Source organism: Streptomyces sp. ALB3 (genome assembly GCF_044385685.1).
Taxonomy (GTDB): domain Bacteria; phylum Actinomycetota; class Actinomycetes; order Streptomycetales; family Streptomycetaceae; genus Streptomyces.
Genome location: NZ_JBISCE010000003.1, coordinates 706,374 through 724,570, shown reverse-complemented (window position 1 = coordinate 724,570; position 18,197 = coordinate 706,374). Strand labels below are relative to the sequence as shown.

The following is an 18,197-nucleotide window of genomic DNA, read 5'->3' as shown; positions in this document are numbered from 1 at the left end:
GCACGCCGCCCGGGAGCTCGTCAGTCCTCGCCGGTGAGTCCCGCGACCAGCTCGTCGGCGGCCGTGTAGGGGTCCAGGGCTCCGGCCACGATCCGCTCCGCCAGCGCGTCCAGCCGGCGGTCGCCGTGCAGATCGGCGATCCGCTCCCGGAGCCCGGTGACGGCGATCGTCTCGACCTCGCGGGCCGCGCGCGCCGTGCGCCGCTCGGCCAGGACCCCGTGCTCCTCCATCCACGCCCGGTGCTTCTCGAGGGCCTCGACCACCTCGTCCAGGCCCTCACCCCGGGCGGCGACCGTCTTCACGATCGGCGGCCGCCAGTCGCCGGGCCCCCGGGACTCACCCAGGCCCAGCATGTGGTTCAGCTCGCGGGCGGTGGCGTCCGCACCGTCCCGGTCGGCCTTGTTGACGACGTACACATCGCCGATCTCCAGGATTCCGGCCTTCGCCGCCTGGATGCCGTCGCCCATGCCGGGGGCGAGGAGGACGACGGAGGTGTCGGCCTGGGAGGCGATCTCCACCTCCGACTGGCCCACCCCCACCGTCTCCACGAGGATCACGTCGCAGCCCGCCGCGTCCAGCACCCGGATCGCCTGCGGTGCCGACCACGCGAGGCCGCCCAGATGACCGCGGGTGGCCATCGAGCGGATGTAGACCCCGGGGTCCGAGGCGTGGTCCGACATCCGGACCCGGTCCCCGAGCAGCGCGCCCCCGGAGAACGGGGACGACGGGTCGACCGCCAGGACCCCGACGCGCTTGCCGGCCTTGCGGTAGGCGGAGACCAGCGCCGAGGTCGAGGTCGACTTGCCGACACCCGGCGATCCGGTCAGGCCGACGACGTACGCGTGCCCCGCGAGCGGAGCCAGGGCGGCCATCACCTCGCGCAACTGCGGCGACGCTCCCTCCACCAGGGAGATGAGCCGGGCCACCGCACGCGGCCTGCCCTCACGCGCCTGCTCGACCAGGGTGGGGACGTCCACCTTCACGCTCGGCCTCCTCGCTCGCTCGTACGGTCCGCTACTTGCCCGGTACGCGGATGATCAGCGCGTCGCCCTGGCCACCGCCGCCGCACAGCGCCGCAGCCCCGGTGCCGCCGCCGCGCCGCTTCAGCTCCAGCGCCAGGTGCAGCACCACACGGGCGCCCGACATGCCGATCGGGTGGCCGAGCGCGATCGCGCCGCCGTTCACGTTGACCTTGTCGGAGGTGACGCCGAGGTCCTTCATCGACTGGACCGCGACGGCCGCGAAGGCCTCGTTGATCTCGATCAGGTCCAGGTCCTCGACGCCGATGCCCTCCTTCTTCAGGGCGTGCCTGATGGCGTTCGACGGCTGCGACTGGAGCGAGTTGTCCGGACCCGCCACGTTGCCGTGGGCGCCGATCTCGGCGATCCAGTCCAGGCCCAGCTCCTCAGCCCTGGCCTTGCTCATGACGACGACCGCGGCGGCGCCGTCGGAGATCTGCGAGGAGGTACCCGCGGTGATCGTGCCGTCCTTGGTGAAGGCGGGGCGCAGCCTGCCGAGGGACTCGGCGGTCGTCTCGGGACGGATGCCCTCGTCCTTGGAGAAGAGGACCGGGTCGCCCTTGCGCTGCGGGATCTCGACGGGGGTGATCTCGGCCTCGAAGATGCCGTTCTTCTGGGCGGCGGCGGCGCGCTGGTGGGACAGGGCCCCGATCTCGTCCTGTTCCGCGCGGGCCAGGCCCAGGCGGGTGTTGTGCTTCTCGGTGGACTCGCCCATCGGGATGTTCTCGTAGGCGTCCGTCAGGCCGTCGTAGGCCATCGAGTCGAGCATCTCGACGGCACCGTACTTGTAGCCCTCGCGGGACTTCGGGAGCAGGTGCGGGGCGTTGGTCATGGACTCCTGGCCGCCGGCCACCACGACGTCGAACTCGCCGGCGCGGATCAGCTGGTCCGCCAGGGCGATCGCGTCGAGTCCCGACAGGCACACCTTGTTGACGGTGAGCGCGGGGACGTTCAGCGGGATTCCGGCCTTGACGGCCGCCTGGCGTGCCGGGATCTGCCCTGCCCCGGCCTGGAGCACCTGGCCCATGATCACATACTGGACCTGGTCCCCGCCGATCCCGGCCCGGTCCAGCGCCGCCTTGATGGCCACGCCTCCGAGGTCGGCTCCGGAGAAGCTTTTCAGCGAGCCGAGCAGACGGCCCATGGGCGTCCGCGCACCCGCGACGATCACTGAGGTGGTTCCGGTCGTTCCTGACATGAGGCGCAGCCCCTTGGGATCGGTTGTGAACGAGGGTTTACCTGAATGTACTGAGCGGTACGGCGCCCGTCATCCGGCAGTGGGTGTGATCGCGCGCACGTTGCGTAACCATCCCCGGGGCGCTGCACTGGTTCCATGCTGACGCGAATCGACCACATCGGAATCGCCTGTTTCGACCTCGACAAGACGGTGGAGTTCTACCGTGCGACCTACGGCTTCGAAGTGCACCACTCCGAGATCAACGAGGAGCAGGGTGTCAGGGAGGCGATGCTGAAGATCAACGACACCTCGGACGGCGGGGCTTCCTACCTCCAGCTCCTCGAACCGACCCGTGAGGACTCGGCGGTCGGCAAGTGGCTGGCGAAGAACGGTGAGGGCGTGCACCACATCGCCTTCGGGACCGCGGACGTCGACGGGGACGCCGCGGACATCCGGGGGAAGGGCGTCCGGGTGCTGTACGACGAGCCCAGGACCGGGTCGATGGGCTCCAGGATCACCTTCCTCCACCCCAAGGACTGCCACGGTGTACTGACCGAACTGGTCACCTCGGCGCCGGAGCACTGACCCGGCCCTCACCCGGGCCGGTAGAGTGGGCGGTTCCGGGCCGGGGCCGGGTCGGGGCCGTGCCGCGTCCCCGCCGTTCATCTGTCACCATTCCCCAGGGAACCGCTCGCCGGCGAGCGGTACTCGTATGGAGAATTGCGACAGGGTCGGGGCCTCCCCTGCTCAGTGGGCATCCCCTGCTCGAACGAAGTCGAGAGCTGGGGAAATTGAGAGCTCGGGGAAGGATGGGACCGCGCAGTGCGGGGCTACGAGAGCCAGCAGAGCCACCGAGCTGACGACGACCATCTCTCGCGGTTCGAAGCCGAGATGGACCGGCTGAGGACCGACCGGGAGAAGGCCGTCCAGCACGCCGAGGACCTCGGTTACCAGGTCGAGGTCTTGCGCGCCAAGCTGCACGAGGCGCGGCGCAATCTGGCGACCCGTCCCGCACACGACAGCGCGGACATCGGCTACCAGGCCGAACAGATGCTCCGCAACGCCCAGATCCAGGCCGACCAGCTGCGCACGGACGCCGAGCGCGAACTGCGTGAGGCCAGGGCGCAGACACAGCGGATCCTGCAGGAGCACGCCGAGCACCAGGCCCGGCTCCAGGCGGAGTTGCACGCCGAAGCCGTGCAGCGGCGTCAGCGGCTCGACCAGGAACTGGCCGAACGCCGGCAGACCGTCGAGTCCCACGTCAACGAGAACGTCGCCTGGGCCGAGCAGCTGCGGGCCAGGACCGAGTCGCAGGCCCGCCGCCTCCTGGACGAGTCGCGCGCGGAGGCCGAGCAGTCACTGGCCGCCGCCCGCTCCGAGGCGGCCCGGCTCGCCGACGAGACCCGCCGGCGCCTCAACTCCGAGGCGGAGGCGGCCCGCGCCGAGGCGGAGGCCACGCTGCTGCGGGCCCGCAGGGACGCCGAGCGGCTCCTGGGCGCCGCCTCCACGCAGGCGCAGGAGGCCACGAGTCACGCCGAGCAGCTGCGGACGACGGCCACCGCCGAGACCGAGCAGACGCGGCAGCAGACCGCGGAGCTGAACCGGACCGCCGAGCAGCGCATGCAGGAGGCCGAGACCCGGCTGCGCGAGGCCAGGCTGGAGGCCGAGAAGGTCCTCGCCGAGGCGAAGGAGGCCGCAGTCAAGCGGCTGGCCGGCGCCGAGTCGCAGAACGAGCAGCGCACCCGTACGGCCAGGTCCGAGATCGCCCGGCTGGTCGGCGAGGCCACGAAGCAGGCCGAGACGCTCAAGGAAGAGGCCGAGCGCGCGCTCGTCGACGCCCGGGCGGAGGCCGAGCGGGTGGTGGCCGAGGCCGCCGAGAAGGCCCGCACCCTGGCCGCCGAGGAGTCCGCGGCCCAGCTCGCGAAGGCCGCCCGCAGTGCCGAGGAGGTCCTGACCAAGGCCTCCGACGACGCCAGGTCCACCACCAGGGCGGCGGGCGAGGAGGCCGACCGGATCCGCCGCGAGGCGGAGGCCGAGGCCGACCGGCTGCGTGGTGAGGCCGCCGAGCAGGCCGACCAGCTCAAGGGCGCGGCCAAGGACGACACCAAGGAGTACCGGGCCAAGACCGTCGAGCTGCAGGAGGAGGCCCGCCGGCTCCGCGGCGAGGCCGAGCAGCTGCGCTCCGAGGCTGTGGCCGAGGGCGAGCGGATCCGCGGCGAGGCGCGCCGCGAGGCCGTCCAGCAGCTCGAGGAGGGCGCCCGCACCGCCGAGGAGCTGCTCACCAAGGCCAAGGCCGACGCCGAGGAGCTGCGGACCTCCGCGAGCGCCGAGAGCGAGCGTGTCAGGACCGAGGCGGCCGAGCGCGCGGCCACTTTGCGCAAGCAGGCCGAGGAGGCGCTGGAGCGCAGCCGCGTCGAGGCGGAGAAGCTTCGTGCCGACGCCGAGGAGCAGGCCACCGCCCTGACCGCCGCCGCGGAGGCGGCGGCCGAGGCGCTGCGCGAGGAGACCGAGCGCGGGGTCGAGGCCCGCAGGTCGGAGGCCGCCGAGGAGCTGGCCCGGCTGCACACCGAGGCCGAGTCCCGGGTCGCCTCCGCGGAGGAGGCGCTCGGCGAGGCGCGCGCGGAGGCGGAGCGGATCCGCCGCGAGACGAGCGAGGAGTCCGAGCGGCTGCGTGCGGAGGCCGCCGAGCGGATCCGTGTGCTCCAGGAGCAGGCGACGACGGAGGCCGACCGCCTCCGCACCGAGGCCGCCGCCGACGCCGCGCAGTCGCGCGCCGAGGGCGAGTCCGTCGCCGTGCGGCTGCGCAGCGAGGCCGCCGCCGAGGCCGAGCGGCTGAAGAGCGAGGCGCAGGAGAGCGCCGACCGGGTGCGCGCCGAGGCCGCGGCCGCCGCCGAGCGGGTCGGCACGGAGGCCGCCGAGGCTCTGGCCGCCGCCCAGGAGGAGGCGCACCGGCGCCGCCGTGCCGCCGAGGAGGTACTCGGCTCCGCGCGCGCCGAGGCGGAGCAGGAGCGTGAGCGCGCGCGCGAGCAGAGCGAGGAGCTCCTGGCCTCCGCGCGCAAGCGGGTCGACGAGGCCCAGGCCGAGGCCCGGCGGCTGGTCGAGGAGGCGGAGAGCCGGGCCACCGAGCTGGTGTCCGCGGCCGAGCAGACCGCCCAGCAGGTGCGGGACTCCGTCGCCGGGCTGCAGGAGCAGGCCGAGGAGGAGATCGCCGGGCTGCGCTCCGCCGCCGAGCACGCGGCGGAGCGGACGAGGACCGAGGCCCAGGAGGAGGCGGACCGGGTCAGGTCCGACGCCTACGCCGAGCGCGAGCGGGCCACCGAGGACGCCAACCGCGTCCGCCGGGTCGCGCACGAGGAGTCGGAGGCCGCGAAGGCCCTGGCCGAGCGGACCGTCGCCGAGGCCGTCGCCGAGTCGGAGAAGCTGCGCTCCGACACCTCGGAGTACAGCCAGCGGGTCCGCACGGAGGTGTCCGACGCCCTCGCGTCGGCGGAGCAGGACGCCTCGCGCGCCCGCGCCGAGGCCAGGGAGGACGCCAACCGGATCCGTTCCGAGGCGGCGGCGCAGGCCGACCGGCTCATGGCGGAGGCGGCGAGCGAGAGCGAGCGGGTCCGCACCGAGGCCACCGAGCAGTCGGAACGCTTCCTCCAGGAGGCGACGGACGAGGCGGAGCGGCTGCGGGCGGAGGCGGCGCGGACCCTCGGTTCGGCCCAGGAACACGCGGCCCGCACCCGCGAGGAGTCGGAGCGGATGCGTGCCGACGCCGAATCCGCGGCGGAGCAGGTGCGCGCGGAGGCCCGTCAGGAGGCGGACCGGCTGCTGGACGAGGCGCGCGAGGCCGCGGCGAAGCGCCGTGCCGACGCCGCCGAACAGGCCGACCAGCTCGTCGGCAAGGCCCAGGAGGAGGCGCTGCGCGCCGCCACCGAGGCCGAGGAGCAGGCCGACAGGATGGTCGGGGCCGCCCGTAACGAGGCCGTCCGGATCACCTCGGAGGCGACGGTCGAGGGCAACACCCTGGTGGAGCGGGCCCGTACGGACGCGGACGAACTGCTCGTCGGCGCACGCCGGGACGCCACCGCCACCCGGGAACGGGCGGAGGAGCTCAGGGCCCGGATCGAGAGCGAGATCGAGGAACTGCACGAGCGGGCCCGGCGCGAGACCTCCGAGCAGATGAAGACCGCGGGTGAGCGCGTCGACAAGCTGATGAAGGCGGCGACGGAGCAGCGGGCGGAGGCGGAGGCCAAGGCCAAGGAGCTGCTGGCGGACGCCAGTTCGGAGGCGAGCAAGGTCCGTATCGCCGCCGTGAAGCGTGCCGAGTCGCTGCTCAAGGAGGCCGAGACCAAGAAGGCCGAGCTGACCCGGGCGGCCGAGAAACTGCGCGCGGACGCCGAGGCGGAGGCGAAGCAGATGGTCGACGAGGGCCGTCGCGAGCTGGACCTGCTGGTCCGCAGGCGTGAGGACATCAATACGGAGATCTCCCGTGTCCAGGACGTCCTGGAGGCGTTGGAGTCCTTCGAGGCTCCGGGCGGAACGGGCAAGTCGTCGGGGGGTGGCGCGGGGGGCGTCAAGGCCGGCGCGGCGGCGGGGAACCGGTCCGGGGGCAAGTCGTCGGACGGGTAGCCGCTCACCTGTTCGCCATGAACATTCAACCCTTCGGGTCGCAAGCACTCCGGGGGGCAGCCACTCAAAAGGGGTGTCATTCTCCATACCAAAGCGGCATCTTCACGTTGACACGCCGCCCAGGCCCCTAGGATTCCCTCTAACACCTCACCGGTCTCATTCGACAGGAACCCCATGAGCGACCCTTCCTCCCCCTTCGGCTTCGAGCTCGTGCGACGTGGATACGACCGCGGTCAGGTGGACGACCGCATTACCAAACTCGTCGCCGACCGTGACAGTGCCCTCGCCCGTATCACTGCTCTGGAAAAGCGCATCGAGGAGCTCCACCTCGAGACGCAGAACGCCCAGGCCCAGGTCAACGACGCCGAGCCGTCGTACGCCGGGCTCGGCGCACGCGTCGAGAAGATCCTCCGTCTCGCCGAGGAGGAGGCGAAGGACCTGCGTGAGGAGGCCCGCCGCGCGGCCGAGCAGCACCGCGAGCTGGCCGAGTCGGCCGCCCAGCAGGTGCGCAACGACGCGGAGACGTTCGCAGCGGAGCGCAAGGCGAAGGCCGAGGACGAAGGCGTCCGCATCGTCGAGAAGGCCAAGGGCGAGGCGAGCACGCTGCGCACCGACGCCCAGAAGGACGCCCAGCAGAAGCGCGAGGAGGCGGACGCCCTCTTCGAGGAGACCCGCGCCAAGGCCGCCCAGGCCGCCGCGGACTTCGAGACGAACCTCGCCAAGCGCCGCGACCAGTCGGAGCGCGACCTCGCCTCCCGTCAGGCGAAGGCCGAGAAGCGTCTCGCCGAGATCGAGCACCGCGCCGAGCAGCTCCGCCTGGAGGCCGAGAAGCTCCGCACGGACGCCGAGCGCCGGGCCCGTCAGACGGTGGAGACGGCACAGCGTCAGGCCGAGGACATCGTGGCCGACGCGAACGCCAAGGCCGACCGGATCCGCAGCGAGTCGGAGCGCGAGCTGGCGGCGCTCACCAACCGCCGCGACTCGATCAACGCCCAGCTCACCAACGTCCGCGAGATGCTGGCGACGCTGACGGGCGCCGCGGTCGCCGCCGCGGGCTCCCCCGAGGACGATTCCGCCACGCGCGGGGTCCCCGCGCAGCAGACCCGCTGACGCGACGGCGCGTACACCGGCCGTATCTTTCGCGCGCCCGGTTCCGCCTTTGTGGTGGCGCCGGGCGCGCGGCCGTTCTAGCGTGAGCGCATGATCGAGCTCGACGGCCTCACGAAACGCTTCGGCAACAAGGTTGCCGTCGACCATCTGTCATGCCGGGTCAGACCGGGCATGGTGACGGGCTTCCTCGGCCCGAACGGCGCGGGCAAGTCCACGACCATGCGGATGATGCTCGACCTCGACAACCCGACCAGCGGCACCGTGCGGATCGACGGCCGCCACTACCGCGAACTCCAGGAGCCGCTGAAGCACATCGGGGCGCTCCTGGACGCCAAGTCGATGCACGGCGGGCGCAGCGCGTACAACAACCTCCTGTGTCTCGCCCAGAGCAACCGCATCCCGGCGAGCCGGGTCTCGCACGTGCTGGACACGGTGGGCCTGAGCGCGGTGGCCAAGAAGAAGTCCAAGGGCTTCTCCCTCGGCATGGGCCAGCGGCTGGGAATCGCCGCCGCCCTGCTCGGTGATCCCGAGATCCTGATGTTCGACGAACCCGTCAACGGTCTGGACCCGGAGGGGATCCACTGGATCCGCAATCTGATGAAGGCCCTGGCGGCGGAGGGCCGGACGATCTTCGTCTCCTCGCACCTGATGAGTGAGATGGCTCTGACCGCGGACCACCTGATCGTGATCGGACAGGGCAAGCTGCTCGCCGACACCTCGATGGCCGACTTCATCCGCGAGAACTCACGCAGCTTCGTGCGTATGCGCTCCCCGGAGCAGGAGCGCCTGCGCGACGTCCTGCACGCGGAGGGCGTCGTCGCGGTCGAGTCGGGCAACGGCACGCTGGAGATCGACGGCGAGGCCCCGGAGCGGCTCGGTGAGCTCGCCGGCCGGAACGGGATCGTGCTGCACGAGCTCAGCGCCCAACGGGCCTCCCTGGAGGAGGCCTTCATGCAGATGACCGCGGGCTCCGTGGAATACCACGCCCACTCCGAGCGCGACGACGCGCAGCCACCACCGCAGGCGGGCCCGCACTGGGGCGACCGGTGGAACGAGCAGCAGGCCGGCGGCGGCACGTCCGACGTCCGTACGAAAGAGGTGTGACGGCGATGGCATCGGTTCCCGCGGTCCTCAATTCCGAGTGGACGAAGATCCGCACCGTCTCGTCGACCACATGGACGCTGATCTGCGCGTTCGTCGTCACCGTCGCCATGGGCGCGGCCCTGAGCGCCCTGCTGAACAGCCAGTTCGACGATCTCTCCACCGCCGAGCAGGCCACCTTCGACCCGACGTTCGTCAGCTTCTCGGGGATGGTCCTGGGACAACTGGCGATGGTCGTCTTCGGCGTCCTGGTGGTGGGTACGGAGTACAGCTCGGGCATGATCCGCACCTCGCTCGCGGCGGTGCCGCAACGTGGGTCGTTCCTCTTCAGCAAGATCGCCGTGGCGGGCGTCCTGGCCCTGGTGGTCGGTCTCGCCACCAGTTTCGTGACCTTCTTCCTGAGTCAGGCCATGCTCGGCGACCGGGGGACGGACATCGGCGCGGAGAACGTGCTGCGCGCGGTCTTCGGCGGCGGCGTCTACATGGGCCTGATCGCCGTCTTCTCGATGGGCGTGGCCACGATGCTGCGCAGCTCCATGCTGTCGCTGGGCATCCTGATGCCGTTCTTCTTCCTCGTGTCGCAGATCCTCTCCGCGGTCCCGGGTGCCAAGAGCGTGGCCCGCTACTTCCCCGACCAGGCCGGCTCCAAGATCATGCAGGTGGTTCCGGACGCCATGAACAGTGATCCGGCACCGTACGGGCCGTGGGCCGGGCTCGGGATCATGGCGCTGTGGGTGGTGGCGGCACTGGCCGGCGGCTACCTCGTGCTGAAGAAGCGGGACGCCTGAGCGGCCCTCTGGACGCCGGCGCTCCGCGCGACGGCTTGGCCGGAACCACCGGCGGCTGGTTATCCTCCTAACTCTTACGGGGGGCGTGCGGCCGGTGGCCTGGGCCCCGACGACAGATAAGTCGATGGGGCTGGAGAATGATCGAGGCAGTCGGCCTGACCAAGCGCTACGGCGCGAAGACGGCCGTGCACAACCTTTCCTTCCAGGTGCGGCCCGGGGCCGTCACGGGGTTCCTCGGTCCCAACGGGTCGGGCAAGTCCACCACCATGCGCATGATGCTCGGCCTGGACCGGCCGACGTCCGGACACGTGACGATCGGCGGCCACGCCTTCCGCAGCCTTCCCAACGCCCCGCGCCAGGTGGGTGCGCTGCTCGACGCCAAGGCCGTGCACGGCGGGCGCAGCGCCCGGAACCACCTGCTGTGCCTGGCCCAGCTGGCGGGTATCCCGGCGGCCCGGGTGGACGAGGTCCTCGGTGTCGTCGGGCTCCAGGAGGTCGCGAAGAAGCGGTCCAAGGGCTTCTCCCTCGGTATGGGCCAGCGGCTCGGGATCGCGGCGGCGCTGCTCGGCGACCCGCAGGTCCTGCTCTTCGACGAGCCGGTCAACGGGCTCGACCCCGAGGGCATCCTCTGGGTCCGCAACCTGATGAAACAGCTGGCCTCCGAAGGCCGCACGGTGTTCGTCTCCAGTCATCTGATGAGCGAGATGGCACTCACCGCCGACCATCTGATCGTGATCGGCCGCGGGCAGCTCCTCTCCGACATGAGCGTCACCGACTTCATCTCGGCCAACTCCGCGGACTTCGCCCGGGTACGCGTCCCGGCGGACCGGCCGGAGTACCGGGAGAAGCTGACCGCCGCGCTCACGGAGGCGGGCGGGCAGGTCATGCCCGAGCCGGACGGCGCCCTGCGGATCACCGGGCTCGGACTCCCCCGGATCAGCGATCTGGCGCACGCGGCGGACGTACGGCTGTGGGAGCTCTCGCCGCACCGGGCATCGCTGGAGGAGGCGTACATGCGGATGACGCAGGGCGCCGTGGACTACCGCTCGACGGCGGACGCCAAGCAGGGACTCCAGCCGCCGCCCGGGTACGGCCCGCCCGGCTCCGAGGGCTACGGGCAGCCCGGATACGCGCCCCGGCCGCCCCAGGAGATCCCGCAGCAGGGCTGGTACGCCCCGCCGCCCCCGGGACAGAACCCGTACGCCGACGCACCCGTTCCCGCGCCCACCGCCGACCGGGCCGGGCACAAGACCAGCGAGGACTCCCGATGACGATGCCCCCGCCGCAGGCGCACCAGGCACCCCAGCAGCCCCAGCAGGGCTGGGGCGGCCCCGCAGGCCTGTACGCCTCACCGATCCCCGTACGCACTCCGGGCCTCGGTGACGCCATCGCCTCGGAGTGGACGAAGATCCGGTCGGTGCGCTCCACGATGTGGACGCTCGGCGTGATGATCGTGCTGCTGATCGGCATCGGGCTGCTCACCGCGATCGCCGTGAACGTGTCGGACGCCCCCATGGACGACACCCCGGTGCTCAGCCTCGGCTTCTTCGGCGTACTGCTCGGCTCGATCTGCGTGATCACGCTCGGGGTGCTGACGATCGCGTCCGAGTACGGCACCGGGATGATCCGTACGACGCTGACCGCGTGCCCGAGCCGTGCGCGGATGCTGATCGCGAAGTCGGTCGTCTTCTTCCTGCTCGCCTTCACGATCACCACGGTGACCACCGGGGTCGTCGGCGTCCTGCAGACGGCCATGCTCGACGGTGCAACTCCCGGCACGGGCTTCTGGGTGCGCTCCACCGTCGGGGTCGGCTCCTACGTCGCCATGCTCGGGCTGCTCTCGCTCGCGCTCGGTGCGATCATCAGGCACTCCGCCGGAGCCATCACGATCATGATCGCGGTGGTACTGCTCCCGCTCGTGCTGGCGATGTTCATGTTCTCGCCGACGCTGGCCGGTGTGCAGCAGGCCCTGTTCGAGTACTCGATCCCCAACCAGCTCGGGGCGATGTACGACACGTCGGTGACCACGTCGGGCCCCACGGGCTGGGAGCCGCTGTGGGTCATCACCGGTGTGACCGCCGTGGCCATGGCCGGGGCGTTCGCGTCCCTGGACCGCCGGGACGTCTGAGCCGGTGCCCCGGGGCCTTCCCGGCCCGACGCGTCAGTGACGCGGAGCGTTCCTGGACCGCTGCACCCGTGTGGTGCGGCGGTCCCTCGCGTTCCAGCAGGCCTTGTGCCAGTGCCTGCGGTCGTCGATCCCGCCGAACTCCGGCCAGGCGACGAGATGGGGGACCCCGGAGGGGATCTCCTGGTCGCAGCCGGGGCAGCGGTAGCGCTTGCCCGCGGCGCTCGCGCCGCTCACCGGGCGCACCGACCACTCCTCGCCCTGCCAGCTCTCCGTGGCGCCTCCCCCGCCGTACCGCTCCGCCTGCTCTCGGGCGTTGCCGATGGGACTCTCGCCGCCTCGGGGGCGGTTGCGGCGCGGGGACACGGGACACCTCACGGGGCGGCGGTACGGGCGGATCGTCCCGTCCAGCCTAGAGGCATCGGCCGACGGCCTGTTGCGCGTGGGGCTTCTGAGCTGCGGCGGAGCGAGTGGGTTACCGGAAAATCGCAACAACTTCCTCGTGGACCGTGCCTTTGGCACGTGTCGGACGTTGTTGCCAGTGGAGGGGGAGACCGCGTCGGCCGTAAGGAGGCACAAGGCGATGCGCGTAGGAACGTTCGTACTGGCAGCCCAGTTCCCGGGTCAGGGACAGGGTGAGGCCCTGCACCGCGCCGTCCGATCCGCGGAGGTCGCGGAGGAGTCGGGGCTCGAGTCCGTCTGGCTGGCGGAACATCACTTCGTGCCGTACGGGGTGTGCCCGTCCGCCACGACACTGGCCGCCCTGCTGCTCGGCCGCACCCGCAGGATCCGCGTGGGCACGGCGGTGAGCGTGCTGCCGAACCAGCACCCTGTCGCGCTCGGCGAGCAGGCGGCGCTGCTTCACCTGACGAGCGGCGGGCGCTTCTCCCTCGGGGTGGGGCGTGGTGGTCCGTGGGTCGACCTGGAGGTGTTCCAGGGAGGCCTCGACGCGTACGAGAAGGGCTTCCCCGAGGCGCTGGATCTGCTGCTCGACTGGCTGGACAAGCCCCGCGTGGCGGGCCGTGGGGAGCGCTTCGGCTTCCGGGAGGTGGCCGTCGTGCCCCGGGCCGACGAGCTCCTCGGGGACGGTCCGCCGGGGCCTGAAGTGATCGTCGCGTGCACGTCGCCGAAAAGCGTGGAACTCGCCGCTGCGAAGGGTTTGCCGATGCTCCTCGGGATGCATTGCGGCGACGAGGAGAAGGCCGGCATGGTCGCTCTGTGGCGATCGGCGGCCCTGGAGGCGGGCCAGCCGGTGGAGGTCGTGGAGCGAGTAGCACATGTGTCCGCGGGGGTGGCCCAGATCGCCGACCGTCCCGCGGACGCCGTGGAGACGCTCGTGAAGGCGATGCCCGGCTGGCTGCGCCAGGGGCTGGACGCCCATGTGACGGTCGACGGCCGCCACCGGGTGATGCGTGATCCCGTCGCGTACACGGAGTTCCTCTGCGGTCTGCATCCGGTGGGCCCGCCCCGTCTGGCCGCTGACCGGCTGGCCGCCACGGCGGAACGCACGGGCATCACCCGCTTCGCCCTCCTGGTCGAGGGGTCCGGTGATCTCGCGGCGACGGAGACGAACGTGCAGCGGCTGGGCACGGAAGTGCTGCCGTTGCTGGAGTGACCCGTTCGCGCTGGTGGTCCTGGTGGTGCGGTGGTGCGGGAGCTGCCGCCCCGGAGCCAGTTGCACCTCCCGCGGCCCGAAGCGGCAGCAGAAGCGTTCAGCAGTCCCGTAGTTCGGGCGACTGGTTGAGCAACTGGCCTCTCACCGAGGTGAATCGGGCCAGCCGCTCGTCGACCGAGGTGTCCAGCGGGAACACCGCCACGCGGTGGCAGTTCTGGAATGCCAGACGCACTCCGAAGTGCCGCTGCAGCGCGCCGCGTATCGCATCACTCGCGAGCGCACGCAGCAGCTGACCACGTGCCTGCTCGTCCGGCGGGGGCGTCTGGTTGTCGGCGAACTCTCCGCCGTCCACCTTCAGCTGGGCCACCAGGGAGCTGATCATCTCCCATGCGTAGGGCAGGGAGGTCCGGACGCAGTCGACGAAGTCGGCTTCGTCGACCTCGCCTCGCTCGGCCTGTTCCAACAGCGCCGGTGAGACGTCGAGCGACATGGGTTCTCCTCTCGCGACCCCGACAGGTGGCCGGGGCCTTACGGGCAGGGCAGGGTGGCGACGCTGCGTACACAGACGGCGACCTCCTGCTTCCACGGTAAGGGCGCAGTCCGGGCCGCACCAGGAGATTGGGAACACAACCGGCCAATAACGAACGGTCTCAAAGAGGGGCAAGCCAGATCGCGCCCGTCAAGGGGTGTGCGCGGAGGCGTCCGGGAATCGCGTGGACCCCGGGTCGTCGAGTAGCGTTGCCGACCATGCGTCTCGTCATCGCCCGTTGCTCCGTCGACTACGCGGGCCGGCTCACCGCCCACCTGCCCTCCGCCCCCCGTCTGATCCTGGTGAAGGCGGACGGCAGCGTCTCGATCCACGCCGACGACCGGGCGTACAAACCGCTCAACTGGATGTCCCCGCCGTGCACCCTGAAGGAGGGCGCCGGTGAGAGCGAGGGCGTCTGGACCGTGGTGAACAAAGCGGGCGAGAAATTGATCATCACGATGGAGGAGATCCTTCACGACTCGTCCCATGAGCTGGGCGTCGACCCGGGGCTCATCAAGGACGGTGTGGAGGCGCACCTCCAGGAGCTCCTCGCCGACCGCATCGAGACGATCGGCGAGGGCTACACCCTGATCCGCCGTGAGTACCCGACCGCGATCGGCCCCGTCGACATCCTGTGCCGTGACGCGGACGGCGCGACGGTGGCCGTGGAGCTGAAGCGGCGGGGGGACATCGACGGCGTGGAGCAGCTGACCCGCTATCTGGAGCTGCTCAACCGTGACCCGCATCTGGCGCCCGTGCGGGGTGTGTTCGCGGCGCAGGAGATCAAGCCGCAGGCCCGGGTGCTGGCGACCGACCGCGGGATCGGGTGCCTGGTACTCGACTACGACGCGATGCGCGGTATCGAGGACGACAAGCTGCGGCTGTTCTGACCCCGGGCGGCTGTCGCCTCCCTGACGCCGTGCGGGCCCGGTCTCCGGGCCCGCACGGCGTTCTGCGCTGTCAGGCCGTCGTCGGCGAGCTGCTTCCGGCTTCCGTGGCCGACGCGCTGACGGTCTGCGCCGGGCCGCTGGCGGAGTCGGAGGTCTCCGGCTCCGTCACCGTTTCGGTGGGGGTCGGCTCCGTGGGGGTGGGCTCGGTGGGGGTGGGCTCCGTGGGAGTCGTGGGAGGCGTGCTCGACGGAGTGGTCGGCGGCTTCGGCGGCTTCTTCGTCGGCGACGGGCTGCCCTGCGTCGGCGAGTCGCTGGGGCTGCCGCTCGACGGGCTGCCCGTTCCCGGGCTCGTCGCGGTTCCCGAGGCGCCCGGGGACGGGGTGCTGCTCGCGGACGGGCCGGCGGTGCCGGACGGGCCGCGGGACTCGGAGCCGCCGCCGGTCGTGCCCCCGCCGGTGGACGGCTCGTCGGACGGCTCGTCCGCGGGGAGGCCGTTCCCGCCGTCGTCCTCGTCCGCCGACTGTTCGGTCGTGACGTTCTGCCCCTCCGGGTCCTCGCTGCCCGACGTGGCGCCCAGCGTCACCACCGTGCCGAGTACGGCCGCCAGCAGTGCGCCGGCGCCCACCGCGACGAGGTTGCGCCGGGCTCCCCGCAGCACCCCCAGGGGCCCGGTGGGAGCACCGGCCGGCTGCGGGGTGCGACGGGCGGCCAGGGTCGCGGGCGTCTCGGTGTGCCGGGGGAAGAGGGGGGTCGCGGCCGGGGTATCGCCGGGGAGTGAGGCCGGCCCCTCGTGACGCGGGCTCGGCGCCTCCTCACCCGCCGGGGTTGTGTGCAGCGGTTCGCCCGAGCGGTCCGCCACGAGTGCGAGCGCCCTGCGCCCGGCCACCGCACCGGCCTTGTCGGCGAGCGCCCCGCGCATGCCGATGGATGCCTCCAGCTCGGCCCTGGCCCGGTCCAGATGGCCGGTGCACAGCGCCAGCACACCCAACTCATGGTGGAAGTAAGCCTCTTCGGCCACCTCGCCGGCGAGCCGTGCGGCCTCCTGGCCGGTCCTGAGGGCCTTCTCCCACGCACCCCACTGCATGCCCGCCGCGAAGGCGGGGGCGGCGCTGCGGGCCAGCAGGACGGCCACGCTGGCCTGTCCCGGTGTGTCGCCGGGGACGAGGCGGGCCATCGAGGCGAGCAGGGCGTCCGCCTCGGCGACCGCGCGTTCCGGGGTGACCGAGGGGTGCCCCGCCCACCAGGCGTAGTGCTGGGCGGCGCTGCGGGCGTGTGCTTCCGCGTTCTCGCCGTATCCGCTCGCCTCCAGCTGGGCCAGGACCCCGGCGGCCAGCCGGTAGCGGGGGCCCGCCGGGGAGAGCAGACCGACGAGTGCCAGCTCACCCAGTGCGGCATCGGCGTGGGTGTCCCCCACGAGGGCCGGCAGATGTGCCTGGTGCGGCACCTCGCCACCGAGCGCGACGGCGAAGCGCAGGGTCTCGCGGGCGGCCTCGCTCAGCCGGGAGGCGAGCAGCGCGGCGGGTGCCGCACCCTCCCCGAGGCTGGGCAGCGGCAGATCGGCCGGCTCGGCGTGGCCGAAGGGCGCGTCTGCCGGGTCTCCGTCGTACTCGTCGTACGTGTCCTGGCCGGCCCGCAGGTCGTCCCGCTGGCGCAGCAGGGCGCCGGCCTGGACGAACCGGAGGGGCAGCCCCTCCGACTCGAACCAGAGGTCTCCCGCCCAGTTCGCCTCCTCCTCGGTGAGGGGGCGCTCGACGACGTGTTCCATGAGCTCGATCGAAGCGCCGCGGCCGAGACCGGCGAGGACCACCTCGTCGAGGTTCGCCTCGGCCGCGGGCGCGGCCGCGTCGGGGGCGGCGGCGAGGAGGAACGCGCACTCCGGGGTGGCGTCGAGCAGTTCCTGGAGGGCCGCGCCGCCGAGGTCCAGGTCGTCGACGACGACGACGGCACCGATGCCGTGGAGGAGGGCGAGGAGCCCTTCGCGGTCGGGGCGGTGCAGCGGAGCGCGGTAGACGGCCTCGAACAGCCCGTACAGCAGGTCGGTGGCGGTCCGCTTGTGACCGGAGAGCCGTACGACGCCGTCTGGGGCCAGATCCGCGCAGTCGGCGGCGACGGCGTCCAGGAGGGCCGTGCGGCCGGACCCGGCGGGCCCGGTGAGGCTCACGGAACGCCCCCGGGCGAGCAGCCGTACCAGCCGCTCACGCTCCTCCTGGCGTTCCAGGAGGGGCATCTGCGGCGCGGGCGGTCCGGGGGGCACGGGCGGCGCCGCCGCGCGCTCACGCTCCACGCGCTGGGCGGCTGTGTGGCGCACGGGCGCGTCGGGCTGTCCGCCCGGCCTGCACGGCTCGATCTCGCTGCCGTCGACCGGGTTGACGGTGAGGAGGAAGTCGCCCGATATCAACTGCACCGTGCGGGACTGCTGTGGTGTCTGGTGCCCGAAGTCGGGCGTCAGCGGGTCGCGGGACTGTCGTCGCCGCCCGCCTTCGTCACCGGAACGGTCGTTGCCGTGGCCGTACTCTTCCGGCCCCCGATTGGTCGGGTCCATCGTCAAAGTCCCCTCAGACGCGCAGCGCGCGGTTGCCCCCTCCGGCCTCGCACGCCCGGTGTCGCTCCGGTCCGGTGTCCGCCAGCGGGTCCTCGTCGATCGGCAGACGGCCGAACCCTAAACCTTCGCACAGTATCCATGAACCGCTGGGGGGCCGCGCCGCCCCTGACATCACGTTCTTGTGAGGATTGTGCGTGTATCGCCGCCGCTCTCAGACACGCGGCAGGGAGTCAGCGGCGATCCCGCCCTCGATGGCGAGGATGCGGTGCAGCCTCGTCGCCACCAGCAGGCGCTGCATCTGCGGCGGCACGCCGCGCAGCACCAGTCGCCGGCCGGCCCGGCCGGCTCTGCGGTGGGCCCCCATGATGACGCCGAGGCCGGTGGCGTCCCAGGAGTCCAGCTCGGTCAGGTTCAGCACGAGGTCGCCGGCTCCGTCGTCGACGGCCGAATGCAGGACCGTACGGGCGTCCGCCGCGCTTCGGACATCGAGGCGGCCCCCGACGGCCAGCTCGGCGTGGTCGCCCCTGATGTGCATATACGCTCCCCGGAAGTGCTCCGCGCGGTCGGTCGGTCTGGATCTCTTTCTGCCTCTGTCACCACTGACTGCCGCAGTGACAGGGAAGTTGCCGTCTGTGAGCGAACCGATACCGAATTCACCCCGAGGGGTGAAGCAGGTCCGGCGGT

General features: G+C 72.0%; 15 protein-coding genes. 9 read left to right on the top strand and 6 right to left on the bottom strand.

The features are described 5' to 3' along the window. Positions 1-20: 20 nt before the first annotated feature. Positions 21-983 carry a methylmalonyl Co-A mutase-associated GTPase MeaB gene (meaB, locus tag ACHFIV_RS05195; RefSeq protein WP_398964042.1) on the bottom strand — a complete coding sequence of 321 codons (963 nt, stop codon included), beginning with the start codon at positions 981-983 and terminating at the stop codon, positions 21-23. 31 nt (positions 984-1,014) lie between these two features. After that, on the bottom strand, positions 1,015-2,217 hold the full coding sequence (locus ACHFIV_RS05190) for an acetyl-CoA C-acetyltransferase (RefSeq protein ID WP_398964039.1): 1,203 nt from the start codon (positions 2,215-2,217) through the stop codon (positions 1,015-1,017). Positions 2,218-2,352: 135 nt separating this feature from the next. Between ACHFIV_RS05190 and mce the strand changes: the two genes are divergently transcribed. The 7 genes from mce to ACHFIV_RS05155 all read left to right on the top strand — a co-directional run bounded on the left by mce (position 2,353) and on the right by ACHFIV_RS05155 (position 11,940). Beyond that, positions 2,353-2,781, top strand: coding sequence for a methylmalonyl-CoA epimerase (gene mce / locus ACHFIV_RS05185; RefSeq protein WP_398964036.1), 429 nt, complete (start codon positions 2,353-2,355; stop codon positions 2,779-2,781). A gap of 237 nt (positions 2,782-3,018) precedes the next feature. Further along, positions 3,019-6,813, top strand: coding sequence for a polarized growth protein Scy (gene scy, locus ACHFIV_RS05180; protein WP_398964034.1), 3,795 nt, complete (start codon positions 3,019-3,021; stop codon positions 6,811-6,813). A 174-nt stretch (positions 6,814-6,987) separates the two neighbouring features. Then, the gene (locus ACHFIV_RS05175) at positions 6,988-7,923 is read left to right on the top strand and encodes a cellulose-binding protein (protein ID WP_398964031.1); all 936 of its coding nucleotides are present in this window, start codon (positions 6,988-6,990) and stop codon (positions 7,921-7,923) included. Between the two features lie 90 nt (positions 7,924-8,013). After that, positions 8,014-9,027, top strand: a complete 1,014-nt coding sequence (locus ACHFIV_RS05170) for an ATP-binding cassette domain-containing protein (RefSeq protein ID WP_398964028.1) — start codon at positions 8,014-8,016, stop codon at positions 9,025-9,027. A gap of 5 nt (positions 9,028-9,032) precedes the next feature. Next, complete coding sequence (locus tag ACHFIV_RS05165) at positions 9,033-9,812, top strand: ABC transporter permease subunit (RefSeq protein WP_398964025.1); 780 nt, start codon at positions 9,033-9,035, stop codon at positions 9,810-9,812. A gap of 137 nt (positions 9,813-9,949) precedes the next feature. Then, positions 9,950-11,083 (top strand): ABC transporter ATP-binding protein, encoded by a 1,134-nt coding sequence (locus tag ACHFIV_RS05160; RefSeq protein ID WP_398964022.1) that lies wholly within the window; start codon positions 9,950-9,952, stop codon positions 11,081-11,083. Next, complete coding sequence (locus tag ACHFIV_RS05155) at positions 11,080-11,940, top strand: ABC transporter permease (RefSeq protein WP_398964019.1); 861 nt, start codon at positions 11,080-11,082, stop codon at positions 11,938-11,940. Before ACHFIV_RS05160 ends, ACHFIV_RS05155 begins: the two co-directional genes overlap by 4 nt. 33 nt (positions 11,941-11,973) lie before the next feature. Here the strand turns inward: ACHFIV_RS05155 and ACHFIV_RS05150 are convergent, their stop codons facing one another. Further along, a complete protein-coding gene (locus ACHFIV_RS05150) occupies positions 11,974-12,303 on the bottom strand; it encodes an ATP/GTP-binding protein (protein WP_398964016.1) in 330 nt (109 codons plus the stop codon). Positions 12,304-12,520: 217 nt separating this feature from the next. Between ACHFIV_RS05150 and ACHFIV_RS05145 the strand changes: the two genes are divergently transcribed. After that, positions 12,521-13,552 carry an LLM class flavin-dependent oxidoreductase gene (locus tag ACHFIV_RS05145; protein WP_398964013.1) on the top strand — a complete coding sequence of 344 codons (1,032 nt, stop codon included), beginning with the start codon at positions 12,521-12,523 and terminating at the stop codon, positions 13,550-13,552. 97 nt (positions 13,553-13,649) lie between these two features. Here ACHFIV_RS05145 and ACHFIV_RS05140 read toward each other — a convergent pair whose 3' ends face one another. Next, a complete protein-coding gene (locus ACHFIV_RS05140; protein WP_203182494.1) occupies positions 13,650-14,042 on the bottom strand; it encodes an SCO5389 family protein in 393 nt (130 codons plus the stop codon). A 257-nt stretch (positions 14,043-14,299) separates the two neighbouring features. On the opposite strand from ACHFIV_RS05140, the gene nucS reads away from it, so the two are divergent. Beyond that, positions 14,300-14,971 (top strand): endonuclease NucS, encoded by a 672-nt coding sequence (gene nucS / locus ACHFIV_RS05135; protein ID WP_398964009.1) that lies wholly within the window; start codon positions 14,300-14,302, stop codon positions 14,969-14,971. 70 nt (positions 14,972-15,041) lie between these two features. Here nucS and ACHFIV_RS05130 read toward each other — a convergent pair whose 3' ends face one another. Both ACHFIV_RS05130 and ACHFIV_RS05125 read right to left on the bottom strand, forming a co-directional pair. Further along, on the bottom strand, positions 15,042-17,513 hold the full coding sequence (locus ACHFIV_RS05130; protein ID WP_398964007.1) for an ATP-binding protein: 2,472 nt from the start codon (positions 17,511-17,513) through the stop codon (positions 15,042-15,044). A gap of 211 nt (positions 17,514-17,724) precedes the next feature. Then, positions 17,725-18,048 carry an STAS domain-containing protein gene (locus ACHFIV_RS05125; protein WP_398964005.1) on the bottom strand — a complete coding sequence of 108 codons (324 nt, stop codon included), beginning with the start codon at positions 18,046-18,048 and terminating at the stop codon, positions 17,725-17,727. Positions 18,049-18,197: the final 149 nt, after the last annotated feature.

Excerpts from the sequence above, each read along its gene's own strand:
- ACHFIV_RS05190 (WP_398964039.1), bottom strand. The coding sequence starts at position 2,217 with ATGTCAGGAACGACCGGAACCACCTCAGTGATCGTCGCGGGTGCGCGG.
- mce (WP_398964036.1), top strand. The coding sequence starts at position 2,353 with ATGCTGACGCGAATCGACCACATCGGAATCGCCTGTTTCGACCTCGAC.
- ACHFIV_RS05175 (WP_398964031.1), top strand. The coding sequence starts at position 6,988 with ATGAGCGACCCTTCCTCCCCCTTCGGCTTCGAGCTCGTGCGACGTGGA.
- ACHFIV_RS05170 (WP_398964028.1), top strand. The coding sequence starts at position 8,014 with ATGATCGAGCTCGACGGCCTCACGAAACGCTTCGGCAACAAGGTTGCC.
- ACHFIV_RS05165 (WP_398964025.1), top strand. The coding sequence starts at position 9,033 with ATGGCATCGGTTCCCGCGGTCCTCAATTCCGAGTGGACGAAGATCCGC.
- ACHFIV_RS05160 (WP_398964022.1), top strand. The coding sequence starts at position 9,950 with ATGATCGAGGCAGTCGGCCTGACCAAGCGCTACGGCGCGAAGACGGCC.
- ACHFIV_RS05155 (WP_398964019.1), top strand. The coding sequence starts at position 11,080 with ATGACGATGCCCCCGCCGCAGGCGCACCAGGCACCCCAGCAGCCCCAG.
- ACHFIV_RS05145 (WP_398964013.1), top strand. The coding sequence starts at position 12,521 with ATGCGCGTAGGAACGTTCGTACTGGCAGCCCAGTTCCCGGGTCAGGGA.
- ACHFIV_RS05140 (WP_203182494.1), bottom strand. The coding sequence starts at position 14,042 with ATGTCGCTCGACGTCTCACCGGCGCTGTTGGAACAGGCCGAGCGAGGC.
- nucS (WP_398964009.1), top strand. The coding sequence starts at position 14,300 with ATGCGTCTCGTCATCGCCCGTTGCTCCGTCGACTACGCGGGCCGGCTC.
- ACHFIV_RS05130 (WP_398964007.1), bottom strand. The coding sequence starts at position 17,513 with ATGGACCCGACCAATCGGGGGCCGGAAGAGTACGGCCACGGCAACGAC.
- ACHFIV_RS05125 (WP_398964005.1), bottom strand. The coding sequence starts at position 18,048 with ATGCACATCAGGGGCGACCACGCCGAGCTGGCCGTCGGGGGCCGCCTC.